The organism is Sinorhizobium fredii NGR234 (assembly GCF_000018545.1).
Lineage (GTDB): Bacteria > Pseudomonadota > Alphaproteobacteria > Rhizobiales > Rhizobiaceae > Sinorhizobium > Sinorhizobium fredii_A.
In genome coordinates this window covers 303,051-328,513 of sequence record NC_012586.1, presented here as the reverse complement: position 1 = coordinate 328,513, position 25,463 = coordinate 303,051, and the positions used below count along the sequence as shown (strand labels likewise).

Sequence of the window (25,463 nt, the reverse complement as noted above, 5' to 3'; positions counted from 1 at the left end):
CCTAACGAGCTTTCCGCCGACCAACGTGTGGCGGAGCGTCAAAAAAGGACCGGCTCGCTCCCGTCGGCGGGAGCGTAGCGGGTGATTTCCATGGCGCAGCTGACGTCGATGAATTTTGGTGCATGCCAGGACATGTTTTCTCCATTCGCTTCAGGCGGTTTGGTGCCCGGTCCGGCCCTTGCAGGCGCCGTCGCTGCCGGGTCGAGCACGGAACAAGCGGTGTTTGTCGGAACGCCGCTTGGGTGAGGAGCCGGGTCGGCTTTCTGCCGCACCGGCAAGACCCGGCAACGGCGCTGCCGCCGGGCTTTTTCGCATCGGTGGTCGTAGTTCAGATCAAACTGGTCAGCACTACGGAACCCCGTTGTTCGTGCCGATGGTAGCAACCATGTCGGGGCCGGCAATACGACCTACGGACAATCGACAACGGGTCTTGAACGCTGAGGCGCCCATCGGGCCTCGGCCGCACCCGCCATTGCGACTCCTGCCATTACGCCCCCCGCCATTACGACCCCCGCAATTACGACCAAGGTGCAATATCCGTAGCTTTGTCGCGGGGGGATGATCGGTGCTGCCAGACGGTTGCGGCTCGCGCAACGGATTTGCGAGGGAAGGAGAAGGATATGCAAAGATTGATGCTGACTGCCGTGACGCTCCTGTCACTGGCGGGACTGGCCTCGGCGGAGGTGACGGAGGAGGACCTCGCCAAGGATGCCACTACGGTCGGCGACGTGCTCACCAACGGCATGGGAAGGGGGCTGCAGCGTTACTCGCCCCTCGAAACGCTGAACAAGACGAACGTCAAGAACCTGCTGCCTGCCTGGGGTTTCAGCCTCGGCGGCGAAAAGCAGCGCGGACAGGAAAGCCAGCCGATCGTCTATGATGGCGTGATGTATATCACCGCCTCCTACAGCCGGCTTTACGCCATCGATATCAAGACCGGAAAGGAGCTCTGGCAGTTCGACGCCCGCTTGCCCGAGGGTATCCTGCCCTGTTGCGACGTGATCAACCGCGGTGCCGCCATCTACGGCGACAATATCTATTTCGGCACCCTGGATGCCCGTCTCGTCGCCCTCAACCGCAAGACGGGCGATGTGGTCTGGAACAAGAAGATCGCCAATTACAAGGAAGGCTACAGCTACACGGCCGCGCCCTTGATCGTGAACGGCCTCATCATCACCGGCAATTCCGGTGGCGAGTTCGGTATCGTCGGCGAGGTCCAGGCCCGCGATGCCAAGACCGGCGAACTGGTATGGACCCGTCCGGTCATCGAAGGGCACGTCGGGAGTTACAAGGGCAAGGATAGCTCGATGACCGGGACGCTGAATGCGACCTGGCCCGGCGACCTTTGGAAGACAGGCGGCGGCGCCACCTGGCTCGGCGGATCTTACGACGCCGATACCGATACGCTGGTCTTCGGCACCGGCAACCCCGCTCCTTGGAACAGCCATCTGCGCAACGCCGGCAAGCCGGTCGAGGGCAACAAGGGCGACAACCTCTACGCCGCGAGCCGCCTCGGCATCAATCCGGAGAATGGCGAGATCAAGTGGCACTTCCAGACGACGCCGAGGGAAGGCTGGGATTTCGACGGTGTGAATGAAGTCGTGCCCTTCATCTCCAAGGACGGCACGAAGCGCTTTGCGACCGCCGACCGGAACGGCTTCTTCTACGTTCTCAACCGCGAGGACGGAAAGTTCGTCGCCGCCTATCCTTTCGTTAAGAACATCACCTGGGCGAAGGGTATCGACGAGACCGGTCGGCCGATCTATGCCGAGGAAAACCGCCCCGGCGATCCGTCTTCGGCGGCCGACGGCGGCAAGGGGCAGCAGGTCTTTTCGGTTCCCTCCTTCCTCGGCGGCAAGAACTGGATGCCGATGGCCTACAGCCAGAAGAGCGAGCTCTTTTACGTGCCCTCGAACGAATGGGGTATGGATATCTGGAATGAGCCGATCTCCTACAAGAAGGGGGCCGCCTACCTCGGGGCCGGCTTCACCATCAAGCCGCTGTTCGAAGACTATATCGGCTCGCTGAAGGCGATCGACCCGAACAGCGGCGAGATCAAGTGGGAATACAAGAACGCCGCGCCCCTGTGGGGCGGTGTCATGGCCACTGCCGGGGGGCTGGTCTTCGTCGGAACGCCCGAGGGCGAATTCAAGGCGCTCGACGACGAGACCGGCGAAGAGCTCTGGTCCTTCCAGACCGGCTCGGGCGTGGTCGGCCAGCCGATCACCTGGGAGCAGGACGGCGAGCAATATGTGTCGGTGATCTCCGGTTGGGGCGGCGCGGTCCCCCTTTGGGGCGGCGAAGTCGCCAAGAAGGTCAACTATCTCAACCAAGGTGGCATGGTTTGGACCTTCCGCTTGCCGAAGCAGCTGGCTTTGGCAAAATAGGGGACAGGGGGGTCGGGCCTGGTCGCCCGGCCCCCTGACCGGTGCGACAATGACCGTTACGACAATGGCAGAACGGTGCGGGGCGCTCACATGATCATCATCCGCAATTCTTTCCAGACACCGCGTACGATTTCGCCGGTGCAGCCGCTGTTCAAACCTGTCGAACTGCGATCGGCACTGATCGTCGACGACCATCCCTTGTTCTGCGATGCGCTGGCGATGACTTTGAGCGGACTCGTCGGGATCCAGTCGATCGAGTCCGTCGGCACGCTGGATGCCGCTCTCGCGCGGCTGGACCAGGATGGGCCGCCGGATGTGGTCGTGCTGGACCTCAATCTGCCTGACGTCAACGGCCTGGACGGTGTCGTGCGGCTCCGCCAGGCCGCCCCTCAAATTCCGATCGTCGTCGTCTCGTCGCTCGACGAGTTGAGGGTCATCCGCGCGTTGCTCAAGGCGGGCATCAACGGCTTCGTACCGAAGCATGCCGCCCGGGATGAATTTCGCGCCGCCTTCGCGGCGATCGCGCGAGGCGAAATCCATGCGCCGCAGATGGCCCTGGAGCCGGGCAGCCCCTCCCTGTCGGACGAGGCCGTCGCCCGGCTGGGGCTGCTGACGCGACAACAGGCGAAGATACTCCAACTCGTCTGTGCCGGCCTGATGAACAAGCAAATCGCCTATGAACTTTCCATTGCCGAGACCACGGTGAAGGCGCACGTTACCGCGATCATGCGGAAACTTGGCGTGCAGACACGCATGCAGGCCGTCTTGTTCGCACAGGAGGCGCGCTTTACGGCTCTGGCGCCGGAGGACTGACGCCTTCGGCCCGCTGCCCGCGTGGGTTCGCAGCCCAAGACACGCTGCATTGCGGTTCGCGCAGGAGGAGGGAATGAGGATATTCGGCGGAAGCGGCGTGGTTCGCGACGCGATCGTCCCAAGTGCCAGTACGGCGGCAAACGATCCGAATGCCGCGGAAACCCTGTCGCGCCAACTGGGACCCGGACCGTTTTCGCTGATCATGCTTTTCCTGTCGCCGGCGGCCGACCTGGAGCGCCTGCCGGCCGAGGCGGCGCGGGTCTTCGTCGACGTCCCGATCGTTGGCTGCACCACCGCAGGCGAGATTTCCGGCGCCGGCTATGACGAGGGCACCGTCGTCGCACTCGCCCTGCCTTCCGAATTCTTCCGCGTCGATACCGTCACTATTCCCGACCTCATGCGGCTCGATCCGCCCGCGCTCGCCGCCGCCGTCGTTCGCAAGCGTGTGGCGATGGCCCGGCAATATCCCGAGCTGGCGCATGAATTCGCGTTGCTGCTCGTCGATGGCCTGTCGCAGAAGGAGGACGAATTGACCTCCGCGCTTGCCGCCGGCCTCGGAGCGATGCCCATGCTCGGCGGCTCGGCCGGCGACGGGACGCGTTACGCGCGCACCTTCGTGCTCGACGGCGGTCGGCTGTCGCGCAACGCGGCCGTTCTGGCGCTGGTGCGTACGGAATGTCCGGTCCGCGTTTTCAACTTCGACCACCTCATGCCCACCGAAAGACGCATGGTGGTCACCGAGGCCGATCCGCGCCGCCGCGTCGTCCGGCAGATCAATGCCGAACCGGCAGCGCATGAATATGCCCGCCTCGTCGGCAAGGACCCGCAACAGCTCAGCCCGTTCACTTTCGCCGCGCATCCGGTCGCGGTCCGCATGGGAACGCGCCACCACGTGCGTGCCATCCGTCAGGTGATGGACAACGGCGATCTTGTTTTCTTCTCGGCCATCGACGAGGGCGTCGTGCTGACGATCACCGAGCCCGCCGACATGGTAGGTCAGCTCAAACGCGAACTCGCCGGCCTGTGCATGCCGGAGCGGCCGACGGCAATCCTTGCCTTCGACTGCATCCTGCGCCGGCTGGAGGCTGAAGAGAAGCAGGTCATCGGCCGCGTCTCCGGGCTCTTGCGCCGCCATGGCGTCGTCGGCTTTTCCACCTATGGCGAACAGTTCGGGCCGATGCATGTCAACCAGACGATGACCGGCGTCGCCATTTACCCGCCGGGCACCGTACTGCCCGAGAAGGTCCCGGAATGACCCGCATCTCCGACTGGCTGATCGATCCTGCCGACAACCCCGAGCGCAACACCGCGAAGCTTCTGACCATCGCCGAGGTGCTGATGCGCCAGGTCGAACAGGCCTCCGGCGAACGCGGCGTCGCCTACGAGCAGTTCCAGCGCGCCGCCCTCTTGGAAGATCGGGTGCGGCAGCGCACATCCGACCTTGAATCGACACTGAAGATTCTCAACGAGACGAATGCGCGGCTGGCCGAAGCGAACCGTGCGACCGAGCGTGCGCGCCGCAACCTTGCCGATGCCATCGAGGCGGTTGAAGAGGGATTTGCCCTGTTCGACGCCAGCGAAATCCTGGTGATGTACAATTCCCGATTCTGCTGTGATCTCGAGGACGTCCGTGCCACGCTTCGCCCGGGCCTGTCCTTTGCCGACTACATCGAGGCCTGCAGCCGTTCACGCTTCCTCGCCTTGCCGAAGGGCGGGGGGCCGGCCGACTGGATGGCGACGCGGATGCAGCGCCATCGCACGCGGAGCGTCTTCCAGGTGGCGCTTGCCGGCGACCGCTGGCTGCAGGTGAGCGAGCAGCCGACCTCCGACGGCGGCACGGTCGTTCTCCAGACCGACGTGACGGAAATCATCCGCATGGAGCGAAGCGAACGGGGCAGGATGCTGGACGATCAGGCCCGCCTGATCCACGCGACGTTGGAACATATCAACCAGGGCATATGCATCTTCGACGCGGCCGGCCGGCTGGTCGGCTGGAACGAACGGCTTCGCCTGTTGCTCGACATCCCGGTGACCGTGCTGCGCACCGGGACAGGCTTCGACACGCTGCAACGCTGGATGCAGCGTGACGGCGAACTGCTCAGTTCCATCACGCCCCCCGAGCTTTTCTCCTGGGCTGTCCAGCAGACGCAACGGCCGCCGCTGTTCCTCGAGATCCGCCGCACCTCGGGCGTGATGCTCGTTGTGTTTGCCGAGGAGACGCCGGACCGAGGCTTCGTCATGTCGTTCAGCGACGTGACGCGCGAGCGGCTAGCGATCCAGGCGATGCAGCGCGCCAACGCTTCGCTCGAGGCGCGGGTGGCGGCCCGTACCGAAGACCTGCGCGCCGCGCTTGCCGATGCGGAGCGCGCCAATTCCACCCGCGCCCGTTTTGTCGCGGCCGCCAGCCACGACCTCCTGCAGCCGCTTTCCGCCGCCAAGCTCTTTGTCGCCTCGGCACGCGACGAAACGGAAGACGAGCGGGCCGGCGGCACCCTCGACAAGGCACACAAGGCGCTGGCGAGCGTCGAGGCGATCCTCGGTGCCCTCCTCGATATTTCGCGCCTCGACGAGGCGGTGGTCGAAATATCGCCCGTCCGTCTTGCGCCGCTGTTTGCCCAGCTCACCGACGAATTCGCGCCCATGGCGGAACGCAAGGGCTTGCAGCTTGCCATCCTGCCTTGCGCTCTGACGGTCTTCAGCGATCCGGCCTATCTCAGGCGCATCCTGCAGAACCTCATCAGCAATGCGATCCGATATACGCGCACCGGCCGCGTGCTCGTCGGTCCGCGGCGCCTGCCGGGCGGCGTGCGGATCGAGGTGCACGATACCGGTCCCGGCATCGCTCCCGAGGACCAGCGGGCGATCTTTCGGGAGTTCCACCGCCTCAATGCCTCGGCATCCGCCTCCGAGGGCCTGGGGCTCGGCCTGGCAATCGTCGAGCGCGCCTGCGCGCTGCTCGGCCACCGTCTGACGCTCAACTCGACGCCCGGGCGCGGCACCTGCTTTGCCATCGAACTGGAACAGGCGCCGGCGCGCGCCGTGGCGAGCTACCCTTGCGGCGAAGCGATCGAGGACGGCGCGACGGACGACGTCGGCGACCGCATCGCCCTTCTCGTCGAGAACGACGAGGAACTGCGCCATGCGATCAGCCTGGTTCTGGAGCGGCGCGGCGTCACCGTTCTGGAGGTGGCGAGCGGCGAGGAGGCGCTGGAACTGGTCGACGAGATGGGCATCGTTCCCGATCTTTACCTGGTCGACCAGCAGCTCGGCGACGGACTGACGGGGATCGAGACCTTGACGGCTCTCAAGCAGCGTCACGGCGACCGGCCGGCCAGGATCATCACCGCCGACCGCACGCCGAGTGTGCGCGATGCCTGCGCCGCGGCCGAGATCGAGATCATCTACAAGCCCCTCGACCCGGAGGTGCTCGACGCCTTCGTCACGAGAGGGGGATGAGGAAAGCGATTGCGGCACGACGTCCTCGCTCTTCATCCCAACCTATTGTAATCCATACCTTTTGCCCCTCCGCACGACGATGACCGGCACCAAGGTCGCATTGCATGACCCCCGCCTTTCGAGGTTTCCTTGAGGACAGTCGAAAGCCTCAGGGAGAAGCGAATGCTGAGAAGAATGGGAATCGTTGCCGCGATGGTGCTCATGGCAGGAGCGGCAATCGCCGCAGAGCACGAAGTGAAGATGCTGAACAAGGGAGAGAGCGGGACCATGATCTTCGAGCCTGCCTTCGTGAAGGCCGCCGCCGGCGACACGATCCGCTTCGTGCCCGTCGACAAGGGCCACAATGTCGAGTCGATCAAGGGGATGCTGCCCGACGGCGTCGACAAGTTCAAAAGCAAGGTCAATGAAGAATATGTGATGACGCCGACCGTGCCCGGCCTCTACGGCGTGAAGTGCTCGCCGCATTTCGCCATGGGCATGGTGGCGCTGATCCAGGTGGGTGAAGTGCCGCCCAATGTCGAAGCCGTGAAGGCCGTGAAACTGCCGAAAAAGGCCGATGAGCGGATAAAGGAGGCGCTGGCCGCTTCATTTCGTTGACGAGAGTAACATACTGGCTTGGAGCGGGCTTCAGGCTCGCCCGCTCCGGTGCCGAGCGGGGTCGCACGCACCGCAAACACCTGTGACGTTTCAGTGGACAGAATCGCATAAATTACGTATTTTACGTATATCAGATTGCGGAGCGTCCCTGTGAAGCAATTCACCTTCAGCGACATGAACCGGGCATCCGGCGAAATCCTCGAGACGGCATTGATCGAGCCCGTCGCTCTCACCAAGCGCGGCAAGGAAAAGCTCGTCATCCTGTCTGCCACCGACTACCACAAGCTTGTCGGTCGGCCCCGTGTAGAGGCTTATACGCTTGCGGATGCGCCGGACGATGTTCACGAAGAGCTCATCGCCGGCCTCGACGCCATTATTGCCGGCGATGACGACCATGGTTAAGGCACTCAAGGCCGGCGACATCCTGCGCTACCACTACCCCTGGGCGAGGCAGACGCCGGGGAGGAAACGGGCCGCAAGGAGCGGCCCGTTTGCCTGCTGGTAAAGACACCGACGGAGCCGGCCAGGCTGTTCCTATTTCCCATCACCACGCAGAGGCCCGGTTCGTCGATGGTGCACATCGTCATCAGCGAAATCGAATGCCGCCGCGGCGGCCTTCGCTTCCCGTCTTGGCTCGTCCTCGACGAGTACAATCGGGTCGAACTGGACGAAGCCTATGATTTCTCGACGACGACGCCGAGCGGCGCCTTCAGCCCGGCTTTCGTCCGGAAAATAGCCATCCTCATCAAACAGGCAGCAACACAGCGCCGTCTCCGCGCCGTCGTCCGTAAATAAACAACAGGCATCGGCCATATTGCCGTGGTTGTGCCATCCCACGGCACGTAGCCCAAGCGTGTGCAGCGTTGGGGACAAGTGCGACGTGCTCAGACCTTGCGGGCCGCGAGGCCGCGGGCCGGGTCGTAGCCCCACAGGGCGCCGGCGCCGAAGACGGCGAGCGCGGCGACCGTGACCGCAAGTGCGAGCGGCTCGACTTGAGCATGGAGCGCGAAGCGGACCAGTTCGACGGCATGTGTGAACGGATTGACGGCGCAAATGTTGCGCAGGAGCGGCGAGGCTTCCGCCATCCGCCACAGCGGATAGAGCGCCGTTGAAAGGAAGAAGACCGGGAAGATCACGAAGTTCATCACGCCCGCGAAATTCTCCAGTTGCCGGATGAATGAGGAAAGAACGAGCCCGAGCGCCCCGACCATCAGGGCGGCAAGCATGATGGCCGGCAGGGCGCAGAGGTAGCCGGTCAGGGTAAAACGGATGCCCCAGGCGGCGGCAGCAGCGAGAAAGACATAGGCCTGGATGACCGAGATCAGGCTGCCGGCGATGAGCTTGCACGTCAGCAGCCACCAACGCGGCAGCGGCGCCGTCAGCAACAGGCGCATCGAGCCCATCTCGCGGTCGTAGACGAGGCTCAACGAGGACTGCATGCCGTTGAACAGCAGGATCATCCCGACGAGGCCGGGGGTGATGTATATCTCGTAGGTGATATAGGTCTGGTAGGGCGGCGTGATCGACAGGCCGAGCGCCGCACGAAACCCGGCGGCGAAGACGATCAACCAGACGAGCGGGCGCACCAGGGCTGCGAGCAAGCGACCACGTTGGCCGAGGAAACGCAGCGCCTCCCGACAAAGGATGGAGCTGAGGGCGACGAGAGCGCGATTAAGGAGAGTGTCGGCCGCCGACGACTCCAGCGTTCTGGACCGAGTGACGGTCACGACATCGAAGCGCCTGGGCTCAAGATCATTGCACTCTTCAGCATGCGTCATCACGCTCCTCCCGTTAGTGCCAGAAACCGGCCGGTGAGATCGGCGCCACCGATGTCGCCGGCTTCACCGGCAGCGAGTACGCGGCCGCGATGAAGAACGACCAGCCGGTCCCGCGGCCGGACCTCGTCGACGAGATGCGTAGCCCAGAGCACCGTCAGGCCGTCCTCGGCGGCAAGGCGGTGCACATGATCGACGATGGCGGCGCGAGCGGCGGCATCAAGGCCGACCGTCGGCTCGTCGAGGAGCAGGACGGAGGGACCGTGGACAAGGGCACGGGCGATCTCCATGCGCCGGCGGTGCCCTCCATTGAGCGCTGCCGCCTTTTCACCGGCGCGATCCGCCATGCCGAGCCGCTCCAGCGCTGCCGCGACCCGCGCCTCCGCCTGCCGTCCGAAAAGGCCGTGCAGCGCCGCGAAATAAAGAAGGTTGCGCCGCACCGTGAGGTCGAGATCGATGGTCGGTTGCTGGAAGACGACACCGATCCGCGCAAGGGCGGCGCGTGGATTGCGGGCGAGATCGTGGCCGGCGATGACGATCGCTCCGGCGCGCGGGGTGAACAGCCGGGTGAGCAGGCCGTAGAGCGTCGATTTGCCGGCGCCGTTCGGCCCGAGCAGCGCGCAGAACTGACCCCGCGCCACGGAGAAACTCACCGCGTCGAGGGCCCGCCGCGCGCCCCAATCATGCGTGATCGCCTCGACCGCCAGCCCGTCCACGCCCGTCCCCCTATTCGATGGTGATGGCGACTTTCTGCAAGTCGCCGCTGGTGCCCGGAACCTTCAGCTCGTAGCTGCCCGGCACGACCGCGACGAAGCTGATTTCCGCCTCCCCCGCTTCGTCGAACTCCAGCGAGGCGACGCCGAGGGGCCGGATCTCGATGCCTTCGACGACGATCTCGTTCATCCAGATGGCACGGAAGAAGCCGGCGCCTTCGAGCGCCAGTTCCTGGCTGCCATCGGCCTCGACCGTCAGCTTGTAATAGCTGCCGGACTTCAGCCGCATCGGTTCGGCGGCGAGGGCGGCGCCGGCGGCAAGCGTCAGCTTCGGCAGTTCCTTGCGGTTCGGCGCCGAAAGAAGCCCGGCAAGCCCCGTCTCGGGTGTCTCGCTCTCTTCATCGGCCAGCGCCACGCCGTTTGGCAGGGCCAGCGCCAGCAGCGCCGCAAACACGATCCTGTGCCTCATCCTCTTTCTCCTTGCTCTCGAAGTCCGTCAGGGTCGCGTCGCCGCCCCCCAGGGGAAACGGCCGACCTTGATCGATTTCAGCGGTTGCCGCTCAGCCACATCGATGACTGTGACGTCGCCGGAAACGCCGTTCGTGGTGAAAAGCTGGCTGTGATTCGGCGAAAAGGCCATGTGCCAGACACGCCGGCCGACCAGGATGTAGCCTTCGACCGCGAAGGTCTTCATGTCGATCACGGCGAGGTGGTTCGCCGGACCGAGCGCGACGAAGGCCGTCTTGCCGTCGGGCGTGAACTTGAAACCGACCGGCTGGACCAGGTCGTCGTTGACGCCGGTAATGGCGAAGCGGATCTTGGCCTTCTCCGACCGCGTCGCGACGTCGAACACCGTCACGCTGCCGCCGATCTCGGAGGACACCCAGAGCTCCTTGCCGTCGCTCGTGAACTCCGCATGGCGAGGACGACTGTCGACGAGCGTGTTGGCGACGATCTTCATGGTCGCCGTGTCGATCCAATGCGCCATATTGGTCGTCTCGGAGGTCGCCACGACGATCTTGCCGTCGGCCGAAACGGCCATGCCTTCCGGTTCTATGCCGACATTGATCTGCGCCACGACCTCCCGCCTATCGACGTCGACCACCGTCGTCACCGCATCGTCCTCGTTGGCGATCCACAAGTGCTTGTCGTCTGGAGCGAGCACGAACTGCTCCGGGTCCTCCCCGGAGGGCAGCTCGTGGAGGATTTCGCCGGTCGCCGGATCCATCACTTCCACGGCATCGCTGTCGGACGCGCAGATATAGGCGCGCGAATGGTCGGAGTTGAAGGTGATCCCGCGGGGCCGCTCACCGGTCGGAATGGTGCGGATGACTTCGAGCGTCGCGATGTCGATGACGGAGATATTGTCGTCCTTTTCGTTCGTCACCCAGATTTCGCCGGCCGTTGCCGCGAGGGGAAACGCGGCAACGGCGGCCAGGAAAAGGCAGATCCGTCTCATTTCAGCCTCCGAATGCCTTGCAGGCGCTTTCCGCACGGTCGAGACCAAGCGTATCCATGTCGTTTTCCTGATGCAGATAGCCGTCGATCGGCGTGAGCTCGACGAGCGCACGGGCGTTGACGACCGGCATGGGCTGGCGCAACTGGCCGTTCCAGCGCCGATAGGTGAGCGAGCGGCCCTTGAAACCGTCGAGGGCGAAGGCATCCGACAGGATGTAGGCCCTGAGCTCCGCCGGGTCGGCCGAATTGGTGCGTGTCACCGCCTCGCCGACCGAGCGCAGAGCGGCCCAGGCGGCGTAGTCGCGCGTCCGCATCTCGCGTTTCGCCGCGCCTTCGAAGCGGTTCTGCAGCTGCACGGCTCCCCACTGCTCCAGCACGGGCGCCCATCCCTCGCCGCGCAAACCGTCGGAGCCGGCGACCGGACGCGCCAGCCAGGTGTTGTCGACAACATAGCGGGCAAAATCGTCCGCCTCGTCGGCGACAAGCAGAACATCGTGATCCGGCAGGTCCTGGGTGAACAGCGGCACCTCCTTGCCGGCCGCCCGTCGCAAGTCGGTGTCGAAGCTCCACACCTTGTCGGCGAGGATTTCGACACCGAATTTTTCCGCCGCCGCGCGCAACGTTGCGGCATAAGCCGCATCCTCAGGCCTCGGACCGACGATCATGGCGGTGCGCGTCCAGCGCCGCGCCTTCAGCATCTGCATCAGCGCATCGGCACGCATCGCGTCCTCGGGGATGGTGTGAAGGAGGTTGGCGCGGCAGTCGGCGTCGCGCAACGCACGCGCACCCGATGCGACGTTGAAAAGCAGCGCGCCGCCGGCCTCGGCCAGGTCGGCAACGTTCAACAGGCTCTCGGCGGGCGCATCGATAAGGAGCACGGACGAGGCGGCGAGCGCGGCCTTCGCGGCAGCCGCGATATCCCCTCCCGGCGCAACGGAAATCACCTTCAGCGTGTAGTGGTGCCCGAGGAAACTGCCGGTCGTCTCCGTATCGGCAAGGGCGACCTCCGCCCCGGCGATGCCGAGGTCCGCGGGGATCGGGTCGAGGTTCGACAGCACCGGCGGCGCCTGCACCTCCTGCCGCAGATAGGTCATGGCGACGGTGATCTCCGCCCGCGCCGGACCGGAGGAGCCGGCCAGGGCGACCAGGAGGCACGCAGAGATTTTCCAGCTGATGCGGCGTTTCGGCATTGGGCACTCCTCCCTCCGCCAAATTTAAGTCGTGGGTGACACGGCGTGGAATACGACCAAGGTGCCATGCCCGGTTCCGACATAGGTCGTATTCCGCGGCATCGCCGATGAGCGGTAAGAAAATGCGGATCGGAACGAAGTCTTGCCAGGGAGGAAAGATGTCCACGAACCGTATCCGCGCCGGGCTTGCGGCGCTTGCACTGCTCGGAACGGCGACGATCGTCGCCGCGCATGGCGATGTGGCGCCCCAGCCCGTCAACACCGACGCGCTACCGGAGGTCGGTGAGGAATGGCTTACCGAGAACCCCTATCGCGAGGAGAAAGTCGGGCGCGACACCTGGCTGAAGGCCGTCGAGATCGGCGCGTCCGGATTCAACCAGAACTGCGCCCGCTGTCACGGGCTGGGCGCCGTATCCGGCGGGCTCGCTCCCGACCTCCGGCTCCTGGAGGCGGAGGAATATGGCGACGAGTGGTTCATCGAGCGCTTCCGTCTCGGCTACACCCAGGATGGGACGACGAAAATGCCGGCCTTCGGCGACATTCTCGGCCAGAAGGCGGCCTGGGCAATCCGCACCTATATCGAGACGCGACCGGAAGACGGGGCGCTCGACGCCCACTCCGACCGGCTGCACGAAGTCCGCAACGAGCTGGCCTCGTCCAAAGTCTCGGACCCCAAGGCCCTGAAAGCCGAGCTCGAGAAAATCGCCGCCGAAGTCAAGACCGCCTCGGGCGCGCCGGTTGCCGACAGCGTCGCCTATGAGGCGGCCCGGGTCCTGACCGATACGCCGGAGAGCTGGAAGAAGGCCAGTGACATCCTGACCGTCGGGCTATCGGCATCGGAGTGAGCCATGCGCGCGCCTCGGTCCGTGGTGCTCTCGGCATTGGCCTGCCTTGTCCTGCCGGGCGTGGCCTTCGCGCGATGCGAGGGCCACGTGCCGCAGCCGAAACCGCAGAACACCTTTCCGCAGGACGTCGGGCGCTCCTTCGACAGGATCCTCGAGGAGGGCTGGATCGAGTTCGCCGTCTACGAGGATTTCCCGCCCTGGTCCATTGAGGAGAAGGGCGAGGCGCACGGGGTCGACGTGGAGATCGGAAAGCTCGTCGCCGCCGCACTCGGCGTCGAGCCCCGCTTCCGTCTCGTGCAGGCCGGCGAGACGCTCGACGCCGACCTCATCAACTATGTGTGGAAAGGAGCCGTCGTCGGCGGCCATGTCAGCGACGTGATGCTGCATGTGCCCTATGACAGCGACTATGCCTGCCGCATCGAGCAAGTGACCTTCACCGGGCAATATGCGCGGGAGGCCATCGCCATTGCCTATGACAAGGCCGGCTACCCCGACAAGGGACCGACGCCGTCCTACTTCCGTTTCGATACGGTGGCGGTGGAAAACGACTCGATTTCCGATTTCCATCTGACGTCGCTGCTCGGCCCGGTGGACAAGATCCGCCGCTACCGCAGCACCGCCCTTGCCGTGGAAGCGCTGGCGGGCGGCGAGACCATGGCCGCGATGGGCCCGCGGGCACAACTTCAGGCCGGCATTGCCGCTCATCCCGTTGCCGCACTGGCGGTGCACGAACCGCCGCTCGTCGGCATGGCGCGCGGCAAATGGACATTGGGCGTCGCTGTGAACTTCCAGCACAAGGATCTCGCCTATGCCGTCGACGACGCCCTCGCCGCGGCACTTGCCGATGGGCGGATCGCGGCGATCTTCCAGGCGTATGGCCTGACCTTCGAACCTCCGCCGAGATAGTACCGCAAGCCAACACATCTTTGACGTCAGCACGGGCAACGTTGGAGGCTTGCGTCTGGCGGGACGATCACCGACCAGCAGAGGGAACAAGTTGGGTGGCTGTAGAATTTCATGGTCATGAAGAGCGTCGCTATTTTCGCAGCATCACTCACATTGGGGCTCAGTGGCTCCGTCAGTGCTCAGGAACTCCAGCCGGAGGCGGTCAACGCTGCTTCGATGGCTTCCATTCCGTCGGAGCGGCCATCAAAAGCCTCGCCTCGACCGGAGCCGGCAATCGTTCGTCTCCAGGTTCTTCTGGATCGGGCCGGTGCATCGCCCGGCGTGATCGACGGCTACTACGGCGAGAATGTCACCAAGGCGGTTGCCGGATTCGAGGCGATGCAAGGTCTTCCGGTTGATGGAAAGCCGGACCCCGAGGTCACCGAAAGGCTGTCCGGCGGCAAGCCGGTCATCGAGCCCTATGTCATCTCCGAAGACGATGCCAAGGGTCTCGTCGACAGCATTCCCGAAGATTACGCCGAGCAGGCCGAAATGGAGCATCTCGGCTATACGAGTGTCGAGGAGAAACTGTCGGAGCGGTTTCACATGGACATCGATCTGTTGAAGGCGCTCAATCCCGGCTCGGCATTTGCCGTCGGAGCGACGGTGTCTGTTGCCATGCCGGGCACCGCGAAGGAGGGCACGGTCAAACGGATAGAGGCGCGCAGGCGAGCCGGGCAAGTCCTGGCATTCGCTGAGGACGGCTCGGTGCTTGCCGTCTATCCCGCCACGATCGGCAGCGAAGAGTCGCCCTCCCCCTCCGGAACGCACAAAGTCAAGGGGGTCGCCCGAATGCCCGTCTATGTTTACAACCCCAAGGTCAATTTCCAACAGGGCGACAACAGCGAGGTCCTGGAACTCCCCAAGGGTCCCAACGGTCCCGTCGGAAGCGTCTGGATCGACCTGACGGAGCCAACCTACGGGATCCACGGCACGCCGGAACCGTCGCTCGTCGACAAGGCGGGGTCACACGGCTGCATTCGCCTGACAAACTGGGACGCCGAGGAACTGGCTGCGATGGTCAAGCCGGGGGTGGTCGTCGCCTTCACCGACTGAACCGGTCTCGATCCGCAAGCCCGGTGGCCGGCAGTTCGCTCTCTTTCGCGGGTTTGAACCTCCCCCTCGTCGCGCGCCCGCGCAGCGATTGCCGAGTTCGGCTCGAAGCGGTCGCTCCTCCTCCACCCGATTTGAAGACCAGCCACGACCCGTTCTTTGCAGTTGACACTTGTATGATAAGTGACATATTACTTCTGCATCGGAATATTTTTTGAGCCTCTTGCCCTTGCCAAGGCGCCCGTGGGAATCATCTCTTCGAGCTGGCGGCTTAAATGGAATGGCGGCTCAGCGAACGATGGGGAACTGAACAGTGACAAGCGCTTCTCGGAACTGCCGCGTCGGCGTCGACATCGGTGGGACGTTTACGGACATCGCCCTTGACCTCGACGGGACGCTCCACTCGACCAAGGTTCTGACCGATTACACCGCACCCGAGCGCGCCATCCTGAAGGGCGTCAAGGCGGTGGCCGAAACGGCCGGCATCGCGCTTTCGGACATCGACATCCTGATCCATGGGACCACGCTTGCGACCAATGCGCTGATCGAGCGACGCGGCGCGAAGACGGCCTTCGTTACCACCGAAGGGTTCCGCGACGTGCTCGAAATGCGCACCGAGAACCGCTTCGAGCAATACGACCTCAACATTTCGCTGCCCCCGGCGCTGATCCAGCGCGCCGACCGCTTCACCGTCCGCGAACGCATGAATGCGGTGGGCGAGGTTTTGCAACCGCTCGACGCGGCGTCCGTCGCTGCCGTTGTCGACCAGGTCGCGAAAGGTGAATACGAGAGCGTCGCCGTCGGCTTCATTCATGCCTATGCCAACGGCGCGCATGAGGCCGCCGTGCGCGATGCGCTCCTCAAGCGTCTGCCGCAGATCTCCGTGTCGGTTTCCTCGGAAGTCTCGCCGCAGATGCGCGAATTCGAGCGCTTCAACACGGTCTGCGCCAACGCCTATGTGAAGCCGGCGATCAAATCCTACCTCGACCGGCTCGTCGTCTCGCTGAAGGAGATCGGCGTCGGCTGCCCGGTCTACATGATCCATTCGGGCGGCGGCATCGTCTCGGTTGAGAGTGCCGCCGAATTTCCGGTGCGGCTCGTCGAATCCGGCCCGGCCGGCGGCGCGATCTTCGCGGCCGACATCGCCCGCCGGCACGGTCTCGACACCGTCCTTTCCTTCGACATGGGCGGCACGACGGCAAAGATCTGCCTGATCGAGAACCAGGTGCCGAAGACCGCGAAGACCTTCGAAGTGGCTCGCACCTACCGTTTCCGCAAGGGTAGCGGCATGCCCATCTCCATTCCGGTGGTCGAGATGGTCGAGATCGGCGCCGGAGGCGGCTCGATCGCCAGCGTCGACGTCATGCGCCAGATTCGCGTCGGGCCGCACAGCGCCGCGTCCGAACCGGGCCCGGCCTGTTACCAGCGCGGCGGCCTCAAGCCGACCGTCACCGATGCGGACCTGCTGCTCGGCAAGCTCGATCCCGACAATTTCGCCGGCGGCGCGATCCCGCTTTCCGTTGCCGCCTCGCGCGATGCGATGGACCGCGAGATCGGGCCCGGCCTCGGCCTCGACGCCGAAGGCGCGGCCTACGGGACCTGCGAAATGGTCGACGAGAACATGGCAAATGCCGGCCGCGTTCACACGGTGGAAAACGGCAAGGACATCTCCGATTTCACCATGATCACCTTCGGCGGCGCCGGCCCGCTGCATGCCGCCCGGCTCTGCGAGAAGATGGGCATCTCGACCTTCCTCGTGCCGCCCGGCGCCGGCGTGGGGTCGGCGATCGGCTTCCTGCGGGCGCCGTTCGGCTACGAATCGGTCCGCAGCGCCGTGTTCAATCTCTCGCGCTTCGACGTCGATGGCGCCAACCGGCTGATGGCCGCGATGAAGAGCGAAGCGCTGAGCTTCGTCGCCGGCGGCCTCGACACGGCCGATCCGGTCATCGAACGCACCGTCTTCATGCGCTATGCCGGCCAGGGCTGGGACATTCCCGTTGCGCTCCCGTTCGAGCATTTCGATGCGGCGAGTGCCGAGCAGATCCGGGCGCTGTTCGAGGGAGCCTATGCACGCTTCTTCGGCCGGGCGATCGAAGGCCTCGACATCGAGATCGTCAGCTGGGCCGTCAAGGCAAGCTCGCCCCTCCCCGAGGTCGCGCGTGTCGAAGCCGTCGGCCGAAGCCGCGAGGCCGAACCCGGAAAACGCCGCCGCCTGTTCGATGTGGGGCAAAGGTCGTTCCTCGAGGCAGGCATCCACGAACGCGAGATGCTCGTCCCCGGCGACGTCGTTTCCGGCCCGGCGGTGATCGCCGAGCGCGAAACGTCGACCGTGCTCACCTCCTCCTTCGTCGCCACCGTCCAGGTGGATGGCTGCCTTCTCGTCACGCGCCGCTGAAAGGGTCCTGACCATGAGTGAACCCCTGATCGACATCCACATGCAGGTGATGTGGAACCGGCTGATCTCCGTCGTCGAGGAGCAGGCACAAACGCTGATCCGCACCGCGTTCTCGACCAGCGTGCGCGAGGCCGGCGACCTTTCGGCCGGCATCTTCGACCTCGAAGGGCGGATGCTCGCCCAGGCGGTGACCGGCACGCCGGGCCACGTCAACGCCATGGCCGAATCCGTCGCGCACTTCATCAACGACATCGGCCCGGAAAACATCTTCGAGGGTGACGTCTACATCACCAACGATCCCTGGAAGGGCACCGGCCATCTCCACGACATCACCGTCGTCACGCCCTCCTTCCACCATGGCAAGCTGGTCGGCTATTTCGCCTCCACGGCGCATGTCGTCGATGTCGGCGGCCGCGGCTTCGGCCCGGATGCGCGCGAAGTCTACGAGGAAGGCCTGTTCATTCCGATCATGAAGTTCTTCGATCGGGGCGAGGTCAACCGCACGCTCATTCATATCGTCCGCAACAATGTCCGCGAAAACGACAAGGTGGTCGGCGACTTCTACGCGCTCGCCGCCTGCAACGAGACCGGCCATCGCCGGCTTGTCGACATGCTGACGGAATTCAACCTCGAAGACCTCGGCACCATCGGCTCGTTCATCCTGAAGCACAGCCGCGAAGCGACGCTCGAACGGCTGAGGAACCTTCCGCACGGCAGCTGGTCCTACAGTCTCGACCTCGACGGCTACGACGAGCCGGTGCATCTCGCGGCGCAGCTCACCATCAGCCCGGATGGTGTTCTCGTCGATTTCGACGGCACGTCCGGCATGAGCAGGTTCGGCATCAACGTGCCGCTCGTCTACGCCAAGGCCTATGCCTGCTACGGCATCAAATGCGTCGTTGCCCCGGAGATCCCGAACAACACCGCCTCGCTGGCGCCCTTCGACGTCGTCGCGCCGGAAGGCTGCATCCTCAATGCCAAGCGACCGGCGCCCGTCGCGGTTCGCCACGTGCTCGGCCATTTCGTGCCCGACCTCGTGCTCGGCGCACTGCACCAGGCTCTGCCCGGCAAGGTGCCGGCCGAAGGCGCAAGCGCCCTCTGGAACCTGCACATGAGTGTGCGCCCCGTTTCCGACGAGATCGGCGGCAAGGGCGCCGAAATCTTGATGTTCAATTCCGGCGGCACCGGTGCGCGCCCGTCGCTCGACGGTCTCAGCGCCACGGCCTTTCCGAGCGGCGTCCACACGATGCCGATCGAAGCGACGGAAAATGTCGGCCCGATCATCGTCTGGCGCAAGGAACTGCGCGAAGGCTCCGGCGGCGCCGGCGAGCAGCGCGGCGGCCTCGGCCAAGTGATCGAAATCGCCGCCGCCGAAGGCTACGCCTTCCGCTTCTCCGCGATGTTCGACCGGCTCGGCCATCCGGCTCGCGGCCGCGACGGCGGAGGCGACGGGGCGGCGGGCTCCGTGTCGCTCGACGACGGCACCACGTTCAAGGGCAAGGGCCTGCAATTCGTCCCGGCGGGCCGCAAGCTCGTCCTCCATCTCCCCGGCGGCGGGGGCTATGGGGACGCGGCCAAGCGCCCGGCGGCGGCGATCGATGCCGATATCGCCAATGGCTACATCACCAAGGACCAGGCGGCCGCCGACTACGGCAGGAAGAAATAGGACGAGCGGGGACGAACATCATGAATTTCGAAAGCCGCCGGGCCGGCAGCATCAAGTCGTCTCCGTCGATGGCCGTGTCGCTGGCCGCCAAGGCGATGCGGGCCAAGGGCGAAAGCGTCGTCGATCTCTCCCTCGGCGAGCCGGATTTCGAGACGCCGGATTTCATCGTCGAGGCGGCGATCGCGGCGATGCGCGGCGGCAAGACCCGCTACACCGGCCCGGACGGCACGGAGGAACTCCGCGCGGCGATCGTCGCGAAGTTCAAGCGCGAGAACCGCCTCGACTATGCCATGGACGAGATCTCCATCGGCAATGGCGCCAAGCAGATCCTTTTCAACGCCTTTCTCGGCACGCTCGAAGCCGGCGACGAGGTGATCGTCCCGGCCCCCTACTGGGTGTCCTACACCGATATCGTCATCCTTCACGGCGGCGTACCCAGGATCATCGCGTGCGGCGTCGAGGACGATTTCAAGCTGACGCCGGAACGCCTCGAACACGCGATCACGCCGAAGACCCGCTGGGTGCTGTTCAACTCGCCCTCGAACCCGACCGGCGCGATCTACACGAGCGCCGAGCTCGCCGCACTCGGTGAGGTGCTGGAGCGCCATCCGCACGTCCTCGTCATGTCCGACGAGATCTACGAGCACATCGTTGCCGATGATGTGCCCTTCACCTCCTTTGCGAACGCCTGCCCGCAAGTCCGCGAGCGGACGCTGATCATCAACGGCGTTTCCAAGGCCTATGCGATGACCGGCTGGCGGCTTGGCTACGCCGCCGGGCCGAAGAGCCTGACCAGGGTCCTGAACAAGATGCAGTCGCAGAGCACGACATGCCCTAGTTCGATCTCCCAGGCGGCCGCAGCTGCCGCGCTCAACGGCCCGCAGAACTTCGTCGCTGAGGCCGTCGCCGAATACAAGGCACGCGGGGAACTGGTGACGCGGGGATTCAGCGCCATTCCCGGCCTCGAGGTCCGTGCACCCGACGGGGCTTTCTATCTCTTTCCCAAATGCGCCGGTTATATCGGCAAGACGGCGCCGGACGGAACGGTCATCGAGAACGACACCGCGTTGGCTTCCTTCCTGCTGACGGCCGGAAAGGTCGCGACCGTTCCGGGTGCTGCCTTCGGCGTCGAGCCTTATATCCGTTTGTCTTTCGCAACGTCGCGGGAAAACCTGCACATCGCCATCGAGCGCATCGGCGAAGCACTCGCCAAGCTTCGCTAAAGAGGGAAATCCCATGTCCGATTATCAAAGAGTATTGCTGACCGGTGCCGCCGGCGCCCTCGGGTCCGAACTTCGCAAATCCGGAACCAGGCTTGGAAAAGTCGTCAGGCTCTCGGCCCGGGGCCCTTGCGAAAATCTCGCGCCTCACGAAGAGGACTTTCCGCTCGACCTCGCTGATTTTGACGCGGTGTCGGCAGCCGTGAAGGGATGCGATGCCATTGTCCATATGGGCGGCCAGGCGCTCGAAGGCCCGTGGCAGACGATCCTCGATTCCAACATCGTCGGCGGCTACAACATCTACGAGGCGGCCCGCCGCCACGGCGTCAAGCGCATTGTCTATGCAAGCTCCGTCCACGCAATCGGCTATTACGAGCGGACGCAGACGATCGACGGCAACGTGCCGACACGGCCCGACAGCCTGTACGGCGTGTCGAAGACCTTCGTCGAGAATCTGGCGCGCTACTATTTCGACAAGTTCGGCATCGAGACGGTCTGCCTGCGCATCGGCTCGTCCTTCCCGGAGCCGACCGATCGTCGTCACCTGATCACGTGGCTCTCCTATCGCGACTGCCGCCAGCTGGTCGAAAAGTCGCTGTCGGCCCCCCGGGTCGGCTTCATGATCGCCTACGGCATGTCCAACAATTCGGAAGCCTTCTGGGACAACCGCACCGCCGCCGTGCTCGGCTACAAGCCTGAGGACAGCGCCGACGACTATCGCGACAAGGTCTTCGCCAAGACCACACAGGGCGACCCGAACGATCCGGCGGTGCGCTTCCAGGGCGGCAGTTTCTGTGCTGCCGGCCATTTCGAAGACGAGAACAAGTAAGGCGCCGCCATGCAGGCTTCCAAAACCTCCTATGATGTCGTCATCGTCGGCGGCGCCGTCGTCGGCAGCTCGGCCGCCTATTTTCTGGCGACCAATCCCGATTTCACCGGTTCTGTTCTGGTGATCGAGAAGGACTGGACGTATCAGCGTTGCGCGACGGCGCTGTCCTCTAGTTCGATCCGCCATCAATTCTCAAACGCCATCAATGTGCAGGTCTCCCAGTTCGGAACCGAGTTCATCCGCGACTTCAAGAAGCATGTCGCGGTCGACGACGACACGCCGGAAATCGGCTTCCACGAGGCGGGCTACCTGTTCCTGGCCGGTGACGAACGCGGCGAGCAGGTGTTGCGTCGCAACCACGAAAACCAGGTCGCCTGCGGCGCCGAAGTGACGCTTCTCGATGTCGAAGCACTCGGCCGCCGCTTCCCCTGGCTCAACCTCGAGGGCCTGGTGCTCGGCAGCACCGGCGAGCGCGGCGAAGGCTGGTTCGACAGCGTCGGGCTGATGCAGGGCTTCCGCAAGAAGGCCCGTTCGCTCGGCGTCGAATATGTCGAGGACGAGGTCGTCGCCGTAAACCGGGAGGATGACCGGATCGTCTCCGTGACGACCAGAAGCGGCCAGACGATCGGCTGCGGGACGATGGTCAACACGTCAGGCACCAACGGCAAAAAGGTGGCGCGCCTGGCCGGTCTCGACATCCCGGTCGAGCCGCGCCGCCGTTCGCTCTTCGTGGTGGATTGCCGGACACCACTTGAAGGTAGGGTAGGACTTACTATCGATCCGACCGGCGTCTTCTTCCGCCCGGAAGGCAAGTTCTACCTGATGGGCACCTATCCGAAGCACGATCCGGAGGTCGATCCGAACGATTTCGATGTGATGCACGACGAGTTCGACGAAGAAATCTGGCCGATCCTGGCCAATCGCGTCCCGGCCTTCGAGGCGTTGAAGGTGGTCAATTGCTGGGCCGGCCACTACGACTATTGCACGCTCGACCACAACGTCATCCTCGGGCCGCATACCGAAGTGAGGAACTTCCTCTTCGCCAACGGCTTTTCCGGCCATGGCCTGCAGCAGTCGCCGGCGATGGGCCGGGGCCTCAGCGAACTCATCGCCTATGGCGGCTTCCGCACGCTCGATCTTTCGCCCTTCGGCTACGAGCGGGTGGTCGCCAACAGGCCGTTCCTCGAAGACGCGGTCATCTGAAACAACCGGCCACATTGGGGGATCAAGCTATGACAACCGGCACCAAGGGCCGCAATGGCGGACAGATTCTGATCGATGCCCTGCGCATTCACGGCGTCGAGCGCGCCTTCTGCGTTCCGGGCGAAAGCTATCTCGCGGCGCTCGATGCGCTGCATGAAGCGAAGGACGATATCGAGCTCGTCGTCTGCCGCCAGGAAGGCGGCGCCGCCTACATGGCGGAGGCCTACGGAAAACTGACCGGCAAGCCGGGCATCTGCTTCGTCACCCGCGGCCCCGGCGCCACCAATGCCTCGGTCGGCGTTCACACGGCTTTCCAGGATTCGACGCCGACGATCCTCTTCATCGGCCAGGTCGCGCGCGATCAGGTGGAGCGCGAAGCGTTCCAGGAGGTCGACTACCGCCGGATGTTCGGGCAGATGGCGAAATGGGTGGTGCAGATCGACGACGCGGCACGCATTCCTGAACTGGTGAGCCAGGCCTTTCACCGCGCCGTCAACGGCCGGCCCGGCCCCATCGTCGTTGCGCTACCGGAAGACATGCTGATCGATTGCGTCGATGTTGCCGATGCGCCCGCCTACAAGACCGTCGAGATGCACGCCGGACAAGCGCAACTGGACGAACTGCGCAGCCGCCTCGAACAGGCGGAACGGCCGATCGTGATCGTCGGCGGTGCCGGCTGGACGGAGGACGCTGTCGCCGACATCCGCAGCTTCAGCGAGGCGATGCGCTTGCCGGTCGCCGCCTCCTTCCGCTGCCAGGACCTGTTCGACAACACCCATCCGAACTACGCCGGCGATCTCGGCCTTGCGGCCGGGCCGAAACTCATCCAGCGCATCAAGGACAGCGACCTTTTGATCGTCATCGGCGCCCGGCTCGGCGAAATGACGACCGGCGGCTATAGCCTCATCGACATACCGGTGCCGAAGCAGACGCTCGTCCACGTCCATGCCGGCGCCGAGGAGCTCGGCCGTGTCTATCACGCCGACCTGCCGATCAACGCCAGCGCCGCCGCCTTCGCGCGGCAGGCGGCCGGACTGGCGCCGATCGCCGAGCCGCGATGGGCCGAATGGACGCGCGGAGCCAATGCGGACTACCGCGAAAACCTCGAGCACCCGGCCGTCCCAGGTCCGGTGCAGATGGGCGACATCATGGCATGGCTGCGCGACCATCTCCCTGCCGATGCCATCCTGACCACCGGCGCCGGCAACTATTCCGCCTGGGCGCATCGCTTCTACCAGTACCGGACATTCCGGACGCAGCTCGGCCCGACCAACGGCTCGATGGGCTACGGCGTTCCGGCCGCGATCGCCGCCAAGCTTTCGGCGCCCGAGCGCCCGGTGATCGCCTTTGCCGGCGACGGTTGCTTCCTGATGAACGGCCAGGAACTGGCGACGGCCATGCAATACGACGCCCGGGTCATCGTCCTGGTGATCAACAACGGCATGTACGGAACGATCCGCATGCACCAGGAGCGGCACTATCCGGGCCGCGTGTCCGGCACGCAATTGACCAATCCGGATTTCGCGGCGCTGGCACGCGCCTACGGGCTGCATGGCGAAACCGTCGAGACCACGGAAGACTTCGCGCCCGCCTTCGAGCGGGCCGAACAATCCGGCAAGCCGGCGCTGATCGAAGTGCGCATCGATCCCGAAGCCCTGACGCCGAAAATGAGCCTCACCCAGATCCGCGACCAGGCACTTGCGCAAGGCACGTAACGGTGCGACCGCCACATCGCGACAAGCATCATCTGGGCCTTACCCCGGGGCGGCACCCCCTTCTGCCCTGCCGGACATCGGAGGCCACGGTTTGCACCCTGCAGTCGCTCCGGCGCAAACCACTAGGTGGCGCCCGCGGCCCGCTTCAATTCCGCCAGTCGTTCCTGGCAGACGGTCTCGACGAGGCGGTGCAGATGCTCGGTCCGCTCGAGGAGCCAAGCGAGTGCTTCCTCGCTGATCTCGAAGTGCTTCGAGTAGCGCGCCTTCACATAGGCTTCGTTGAGAATGTTGTACCAGGCGATATAGCGGTGCTGGTTGCGCGGCCAGGCCTCGACGAGCCGCTGATCACGATCCTCAGCGAGACCACGGAGAAATTTGAGGTTGTGCGACGGCGGACTGTAATTGGTAAGGACCAAGAGGCTCGCCGCGTACAATTGTTCGATCGCTTGGTGTAGCAGGAAAGCCGCTTCTTTGAGATCGTGTTCTCTGACGCAGAACTTTGCGGTTTTTAGGAACACCCTGGCGTGAGGTATGCGGTCATCGAAATATTGCTTTGCAAATCGAAATGCATCGGCGGGCGAGAGCCGTCTCGGTTCGGCCAGCGGCCGGTCATCGAGTTCGTAGAGTACGACGCCCTCGCGTAGGATGTCGACGAAGAAATATTGCCCGTCCGCAAGGAAGTTATTCACCTCCCGGGCGCCATGGACAATCAGCCCAACCGGGGTCGAGACTCCCTTGTCCCACATCAGCCGGTCGGTCGCCTTGTCCCAATACTCACGTTCCGCGAGCCTTTTCGAATTAACGATGACGAGAATGTCGTAATCCGAGCGGTAGCCCTTCATCGTGTGCGGCTCGTCGACGAAGCTGCCGCGTGCATACGAACCGAACAGGATGATTTTCAGGATTCGCCCGCGCTTCTTGAAGGCGGACGAGCTTCCCTCGAGCGCATCGGCAAACTCCTCGTGGATGATCGCGACTACGCGGGCAAGCTCGCGCTGCTTCTTTTCCGGAAGATGTTCGAGGCTCGTTTTCATATGCAACCGATAAGATAAAGACGACTCGTCGTCTACTACTGGAATTATGAGAACACCGTCCGCGATCGTTGGCGTTTGGCGAGGAAGGCAGCGGCCGTACTCGGCGATCGCGCGTACTTTGTCGACACGGCGCTGCGCTGATGATGGCTAATCTCGCTGAGGCGCAAAA

23 protein-coding genes are annotated in these 25,463 nt (G+C 64.4%); 16 read left to right on the top strand and 7 right to left on the bottom strand.

Going from position 1 to position 25,463, the window contains the following annotated elements; translation table 11 throughout:
* Positions 1-38: 38 nt before the first annotated feature.
* Positions 39-134, bottom strand: coding sequence for a pyrroloquinoline quinone precursor peptide PqqA (gene pqqA / locus NGR_RS01595; protein WP_037399381.1), 96 nt, complete (start codon positions 132-134; stop codon positions 39-41).
* Between the two features lie 486 nt (positions 135-620).
* Between pqqA and NGR_RS01590 the strand changes: the two genes are divergently transcribed.
* From NGR_RS01590 to NGR_RS33640, 7 genes are all read left to right on the top strand, one after another.
* Positions 621-2,387 carry a PQQ-dependent methanol/ethanol family dehydrogenase gene (locus NGR_RS01590; protein WP_012706388.1) on the top strand — a complete coding sequence of 589 codons (1,767 nt, stop codon included), beginning with the start codon at positions 621-623 and terminating at the stop codon, positions 2,385-2,387.
* A 90-nt stretch (positions 2,388-2,477) separates the two neighbouring features.
* Complete coding sequence (locus tag NGR_RS01585) at positions 2,478-3,200, top strand: response regulator transcription factor (protein WP_012706387.1); 723 nt, start codon at positions 2,478-2,480, stop codon at positions 3,198-3,200.
* Between the two features lie 73 nt (positions 3,201-3,273).
* Positions 3,274-4,455: an FIST N-terminal domain-containing protein gene (locus NGR_RS01580; protein ID WP_012706386.1), complete on the top strand. Its 1,182-nt coding sequence runs from the start codon at positions 3,274-3,276 to the stop codon at positions 4,453-4,455.
* Positions 4,452-6,656 (top strand): hybrid sensor histidine kinase/response regulator, encoded by a 2,205-nt coding sequence (locus NGR_RS01575; protein ID WP_012706385.1) that lies wholly within the window; start codon positions 4,452-4,454, stop codon positions 6,654-6,656. The genes NGR_RS01580 and NGR_RS01575 overlap by 4 nt, the downstream gene beginning before the upstream one ends.
* A 162-nt stretch (positions 6,657-6,818) precedes the next feature.
* Complete coding sequence (locus NGR_RS01570) at positions 6,819-7,253, top strand: pseudoazurin (RefSeq protein ID WP_012706384.1); 435 nt, start codon at positions 6,819-6,821, stop codon at positions 7,251-7,253.
* Between the two features lie 150 nt (positions 7,254-7,403).
* Entirely contained in the window at positions 7,404-7,655 is a 252-nt protein-coding gene (locus NGR_RS01565; RefSeq protein WP_012706383.1) for a type II toxin-antitoxin system prevent-host-death family antitoxin, read from the top strand.
* A gap of 168 nt (positions 7,656-7,823) precedes the next feature.
* A complete protein-coding gene (locus NGR_RS33640; protein ID WP_012706382.1) occupies positions 7,824-8,048 on the top strand; it encodes a hypothetical protein in 225 nt (74 codons plus the stop codon).
* A gap of 89 nt (positions 8,049-8,137) precedes the next feature.
* Here the strand turns inward: NGR_RS33640 and NGR_RS01555 are convergent, their stop codons facing one another.
* The 5 genes from NGR_RS01555 to NGR_RS01535 are packed head-to-tail and all read right to left on the bottom strand — an operon-like array spanning position 8,138 to position 12,389.
* Entirely contained in the window at positions 8,138-9,031 is an 894-nt protein-coding gene (locus NGR_RS01555) for an ABC transporter permease (RefSeq protein WP_012706381.1), read from the bottom strand.
* Entirely contained in the window at positions 9,031-9,744 is a 714-nt protein-coding gene (locus NGR_RS01550; protein WP_012706380.1) for an ABC transporter ATP-binding protein, read from the bottom strand. Before NGR_RS01550 ends, NGR_RS01555 begins: the two co-directional genes overlap by 1 nt.
* Before the next feature lie 10 nt (positions 9,745-9,754).
* Positions 9,755-10,210: a hypothetical protein gene (locus tag NGR_RS01545; protein WP_012706379.1), complete on the bottom strand. Its 456-nt coding sequence runs from the start codon at positions 10,208-10,210 to the stop codon at positions 9,755-9,757.
* Positions 10,211-10,237: 27 nt separating this feature from the next.
* A complete protein-coding gene (locus tag NGR_RS01540) occupies positions 10,238-11,200 on the bottom strand; it encodes a YVTN family beta-propeller repeat protein (RefSeq protein WP_012706378.1) in 963 nt (320 codons plus the stop codon).
* 1 nt (position 11,201) lies between these two features.
* Positions 11,202-12,389 (bottom strand): ABC transporter substrate-binding protein, encoded by a 1,188-nt coding sequence (locus tag NGR_RS01535; protein ID WP_012706377.1) that lies wholly within the window; start codon positions 12,387-12,389, stop codon positions 11,202-11,204.
* Between the two features lie 158 nt (positions 12,390-12,547).
* Between NGR_RS01535 and pedF the strand changes: the two genes are divergently transcribed.
* The 9 genes from pedF to NGR_RS01490 all read left to right on the top strand — a co-directional run bounded on the left by pedF (position 12,548) and on the right by NGR_RS01490 (position 24,260).
* Positions 12,548-13,234 (top strand): cytochrome c-550 PedF, encoded by a 687-nt coding sequence (gene pedF / locus NGR_RS01530; protein ID WP_012706376.1) that lies wholly within the window; start codon positions 12,548-12,550, stop codon positions 13,232-13,234.
* Positions 13,235-13,237: 3 nt separating this feature from the next.
* Positions 13,238-14,140, top strand: coding sequence for a substrate-binding periplasmic protein (locus tag NGR_RS01525; protein WP_012706375.1), 903 nt, complete (start codon positions 13,238-13,240; stop codon positions 14,138-14,140).
* 111 nt (positions 14,141-14,251) lie between these two features.
* Positions 14,252-15,235 (top strand): L,D-transpeptidase family protein, encoded by a 984-nt coding sequence (locus NGR_RS01520; RefSeq protein ID WP_012706374.1) that lies wholly within the window; start codon positions 14,252-14,254, stop codon positions 15,233-15,235.
* A 310-nt stretch (positions 15,236-15,545) separates the two neighbouring features.
* Positions 15,546-17,627: a hydantoinase/oxoprolinase family protein gene (locus tag NGR_RS01515; protein ID WP_012706373.1), complete on the top strand. Its 2,082-nt coding sequence runs from the start codon at positions 15,546-15,548 to the stop codon at positions 17,625-17,627.
* 13 nt (positions 17,628-17,640) lie between these two features.
* Complete coding sequence (locus NGR_RS01510) at positions 17,641-19,293, top strand: hydantoinase B/oxoprolinase family protein (RefSeq protein WP_012706372.1); 1,653 nt, start codon at positions 17,641-17,643, stop codon at positions 19,291-19,293.
* A gap of 20 nt (positions 19,294-19,313) precedes the next feature.
* Positions 19,314-20,516, top strand: a complete 1,203-nt coding sequence (locus NGR_RS01505) for an aminotransferase class I/II-fold pyridoxal phosphate-dependent enzyme (protein WP_012706371.1) — start codon at positions 19,314-19,316, stop codon at positions 20,514-20,516.
* A 13-nt stretch (positions 20,517-20,529) separates the two neighbouring features.
* Positions 20,530-21,342: an NAD-dependent epimerase/dehydratase family protein gene (locus tag NGR_RS01500; protein WP_012706370.1), complete on the top strand. Its 813-nt coding sequence runs from the start codon at positions 20,530-20,532 to the stop codon at positions 21,340-21,342.
* A 9-nt stretch (positions 21,343-21,351) separates the two neighbouring features.
* Positions 21,352-22,545, top strand: a complete 1,194-nt coding sequence (locus NGR_RS01495) for an NAD(P)/FAD-dependent oxidoreductase (RefSeq protein WP_012706369.1) — start codon at positions 21,352-21,354, stop codon at positions 22,543-22,545.
* A 29-nt stretch (positions 22,546-22,574) separates the two neighbouring features.
* Positions 22,575-24,260, top strand: a complete 1,686-nt coding sequence (locus NGR_RS01490) for a thiamine pyrophosphate-binding protein (RefSeq protein WP_012706368.1) — start codon at positions 22,575-22,577, stop codon at positions 24,258-24,260.
* Between the two features lie 122 nt (positions 24,261-24,382).
* Here NGR_RS01490 and NGR_RS01485 read toward each other — a convergent pair whose 3' ends face one another.
* Entirely contained in the window at positions 24,383-25,294 is a 912-nt protein-coding gene (locus NGR_RS01485) for a nucleotidyltransferase and HEPN domain-containing protein (RefSeq protein WP_012706367.1), read from the bottom strand.
* Between the last annotated feature and the right edge of the window lie 169 nt (positions 25,295-25,463).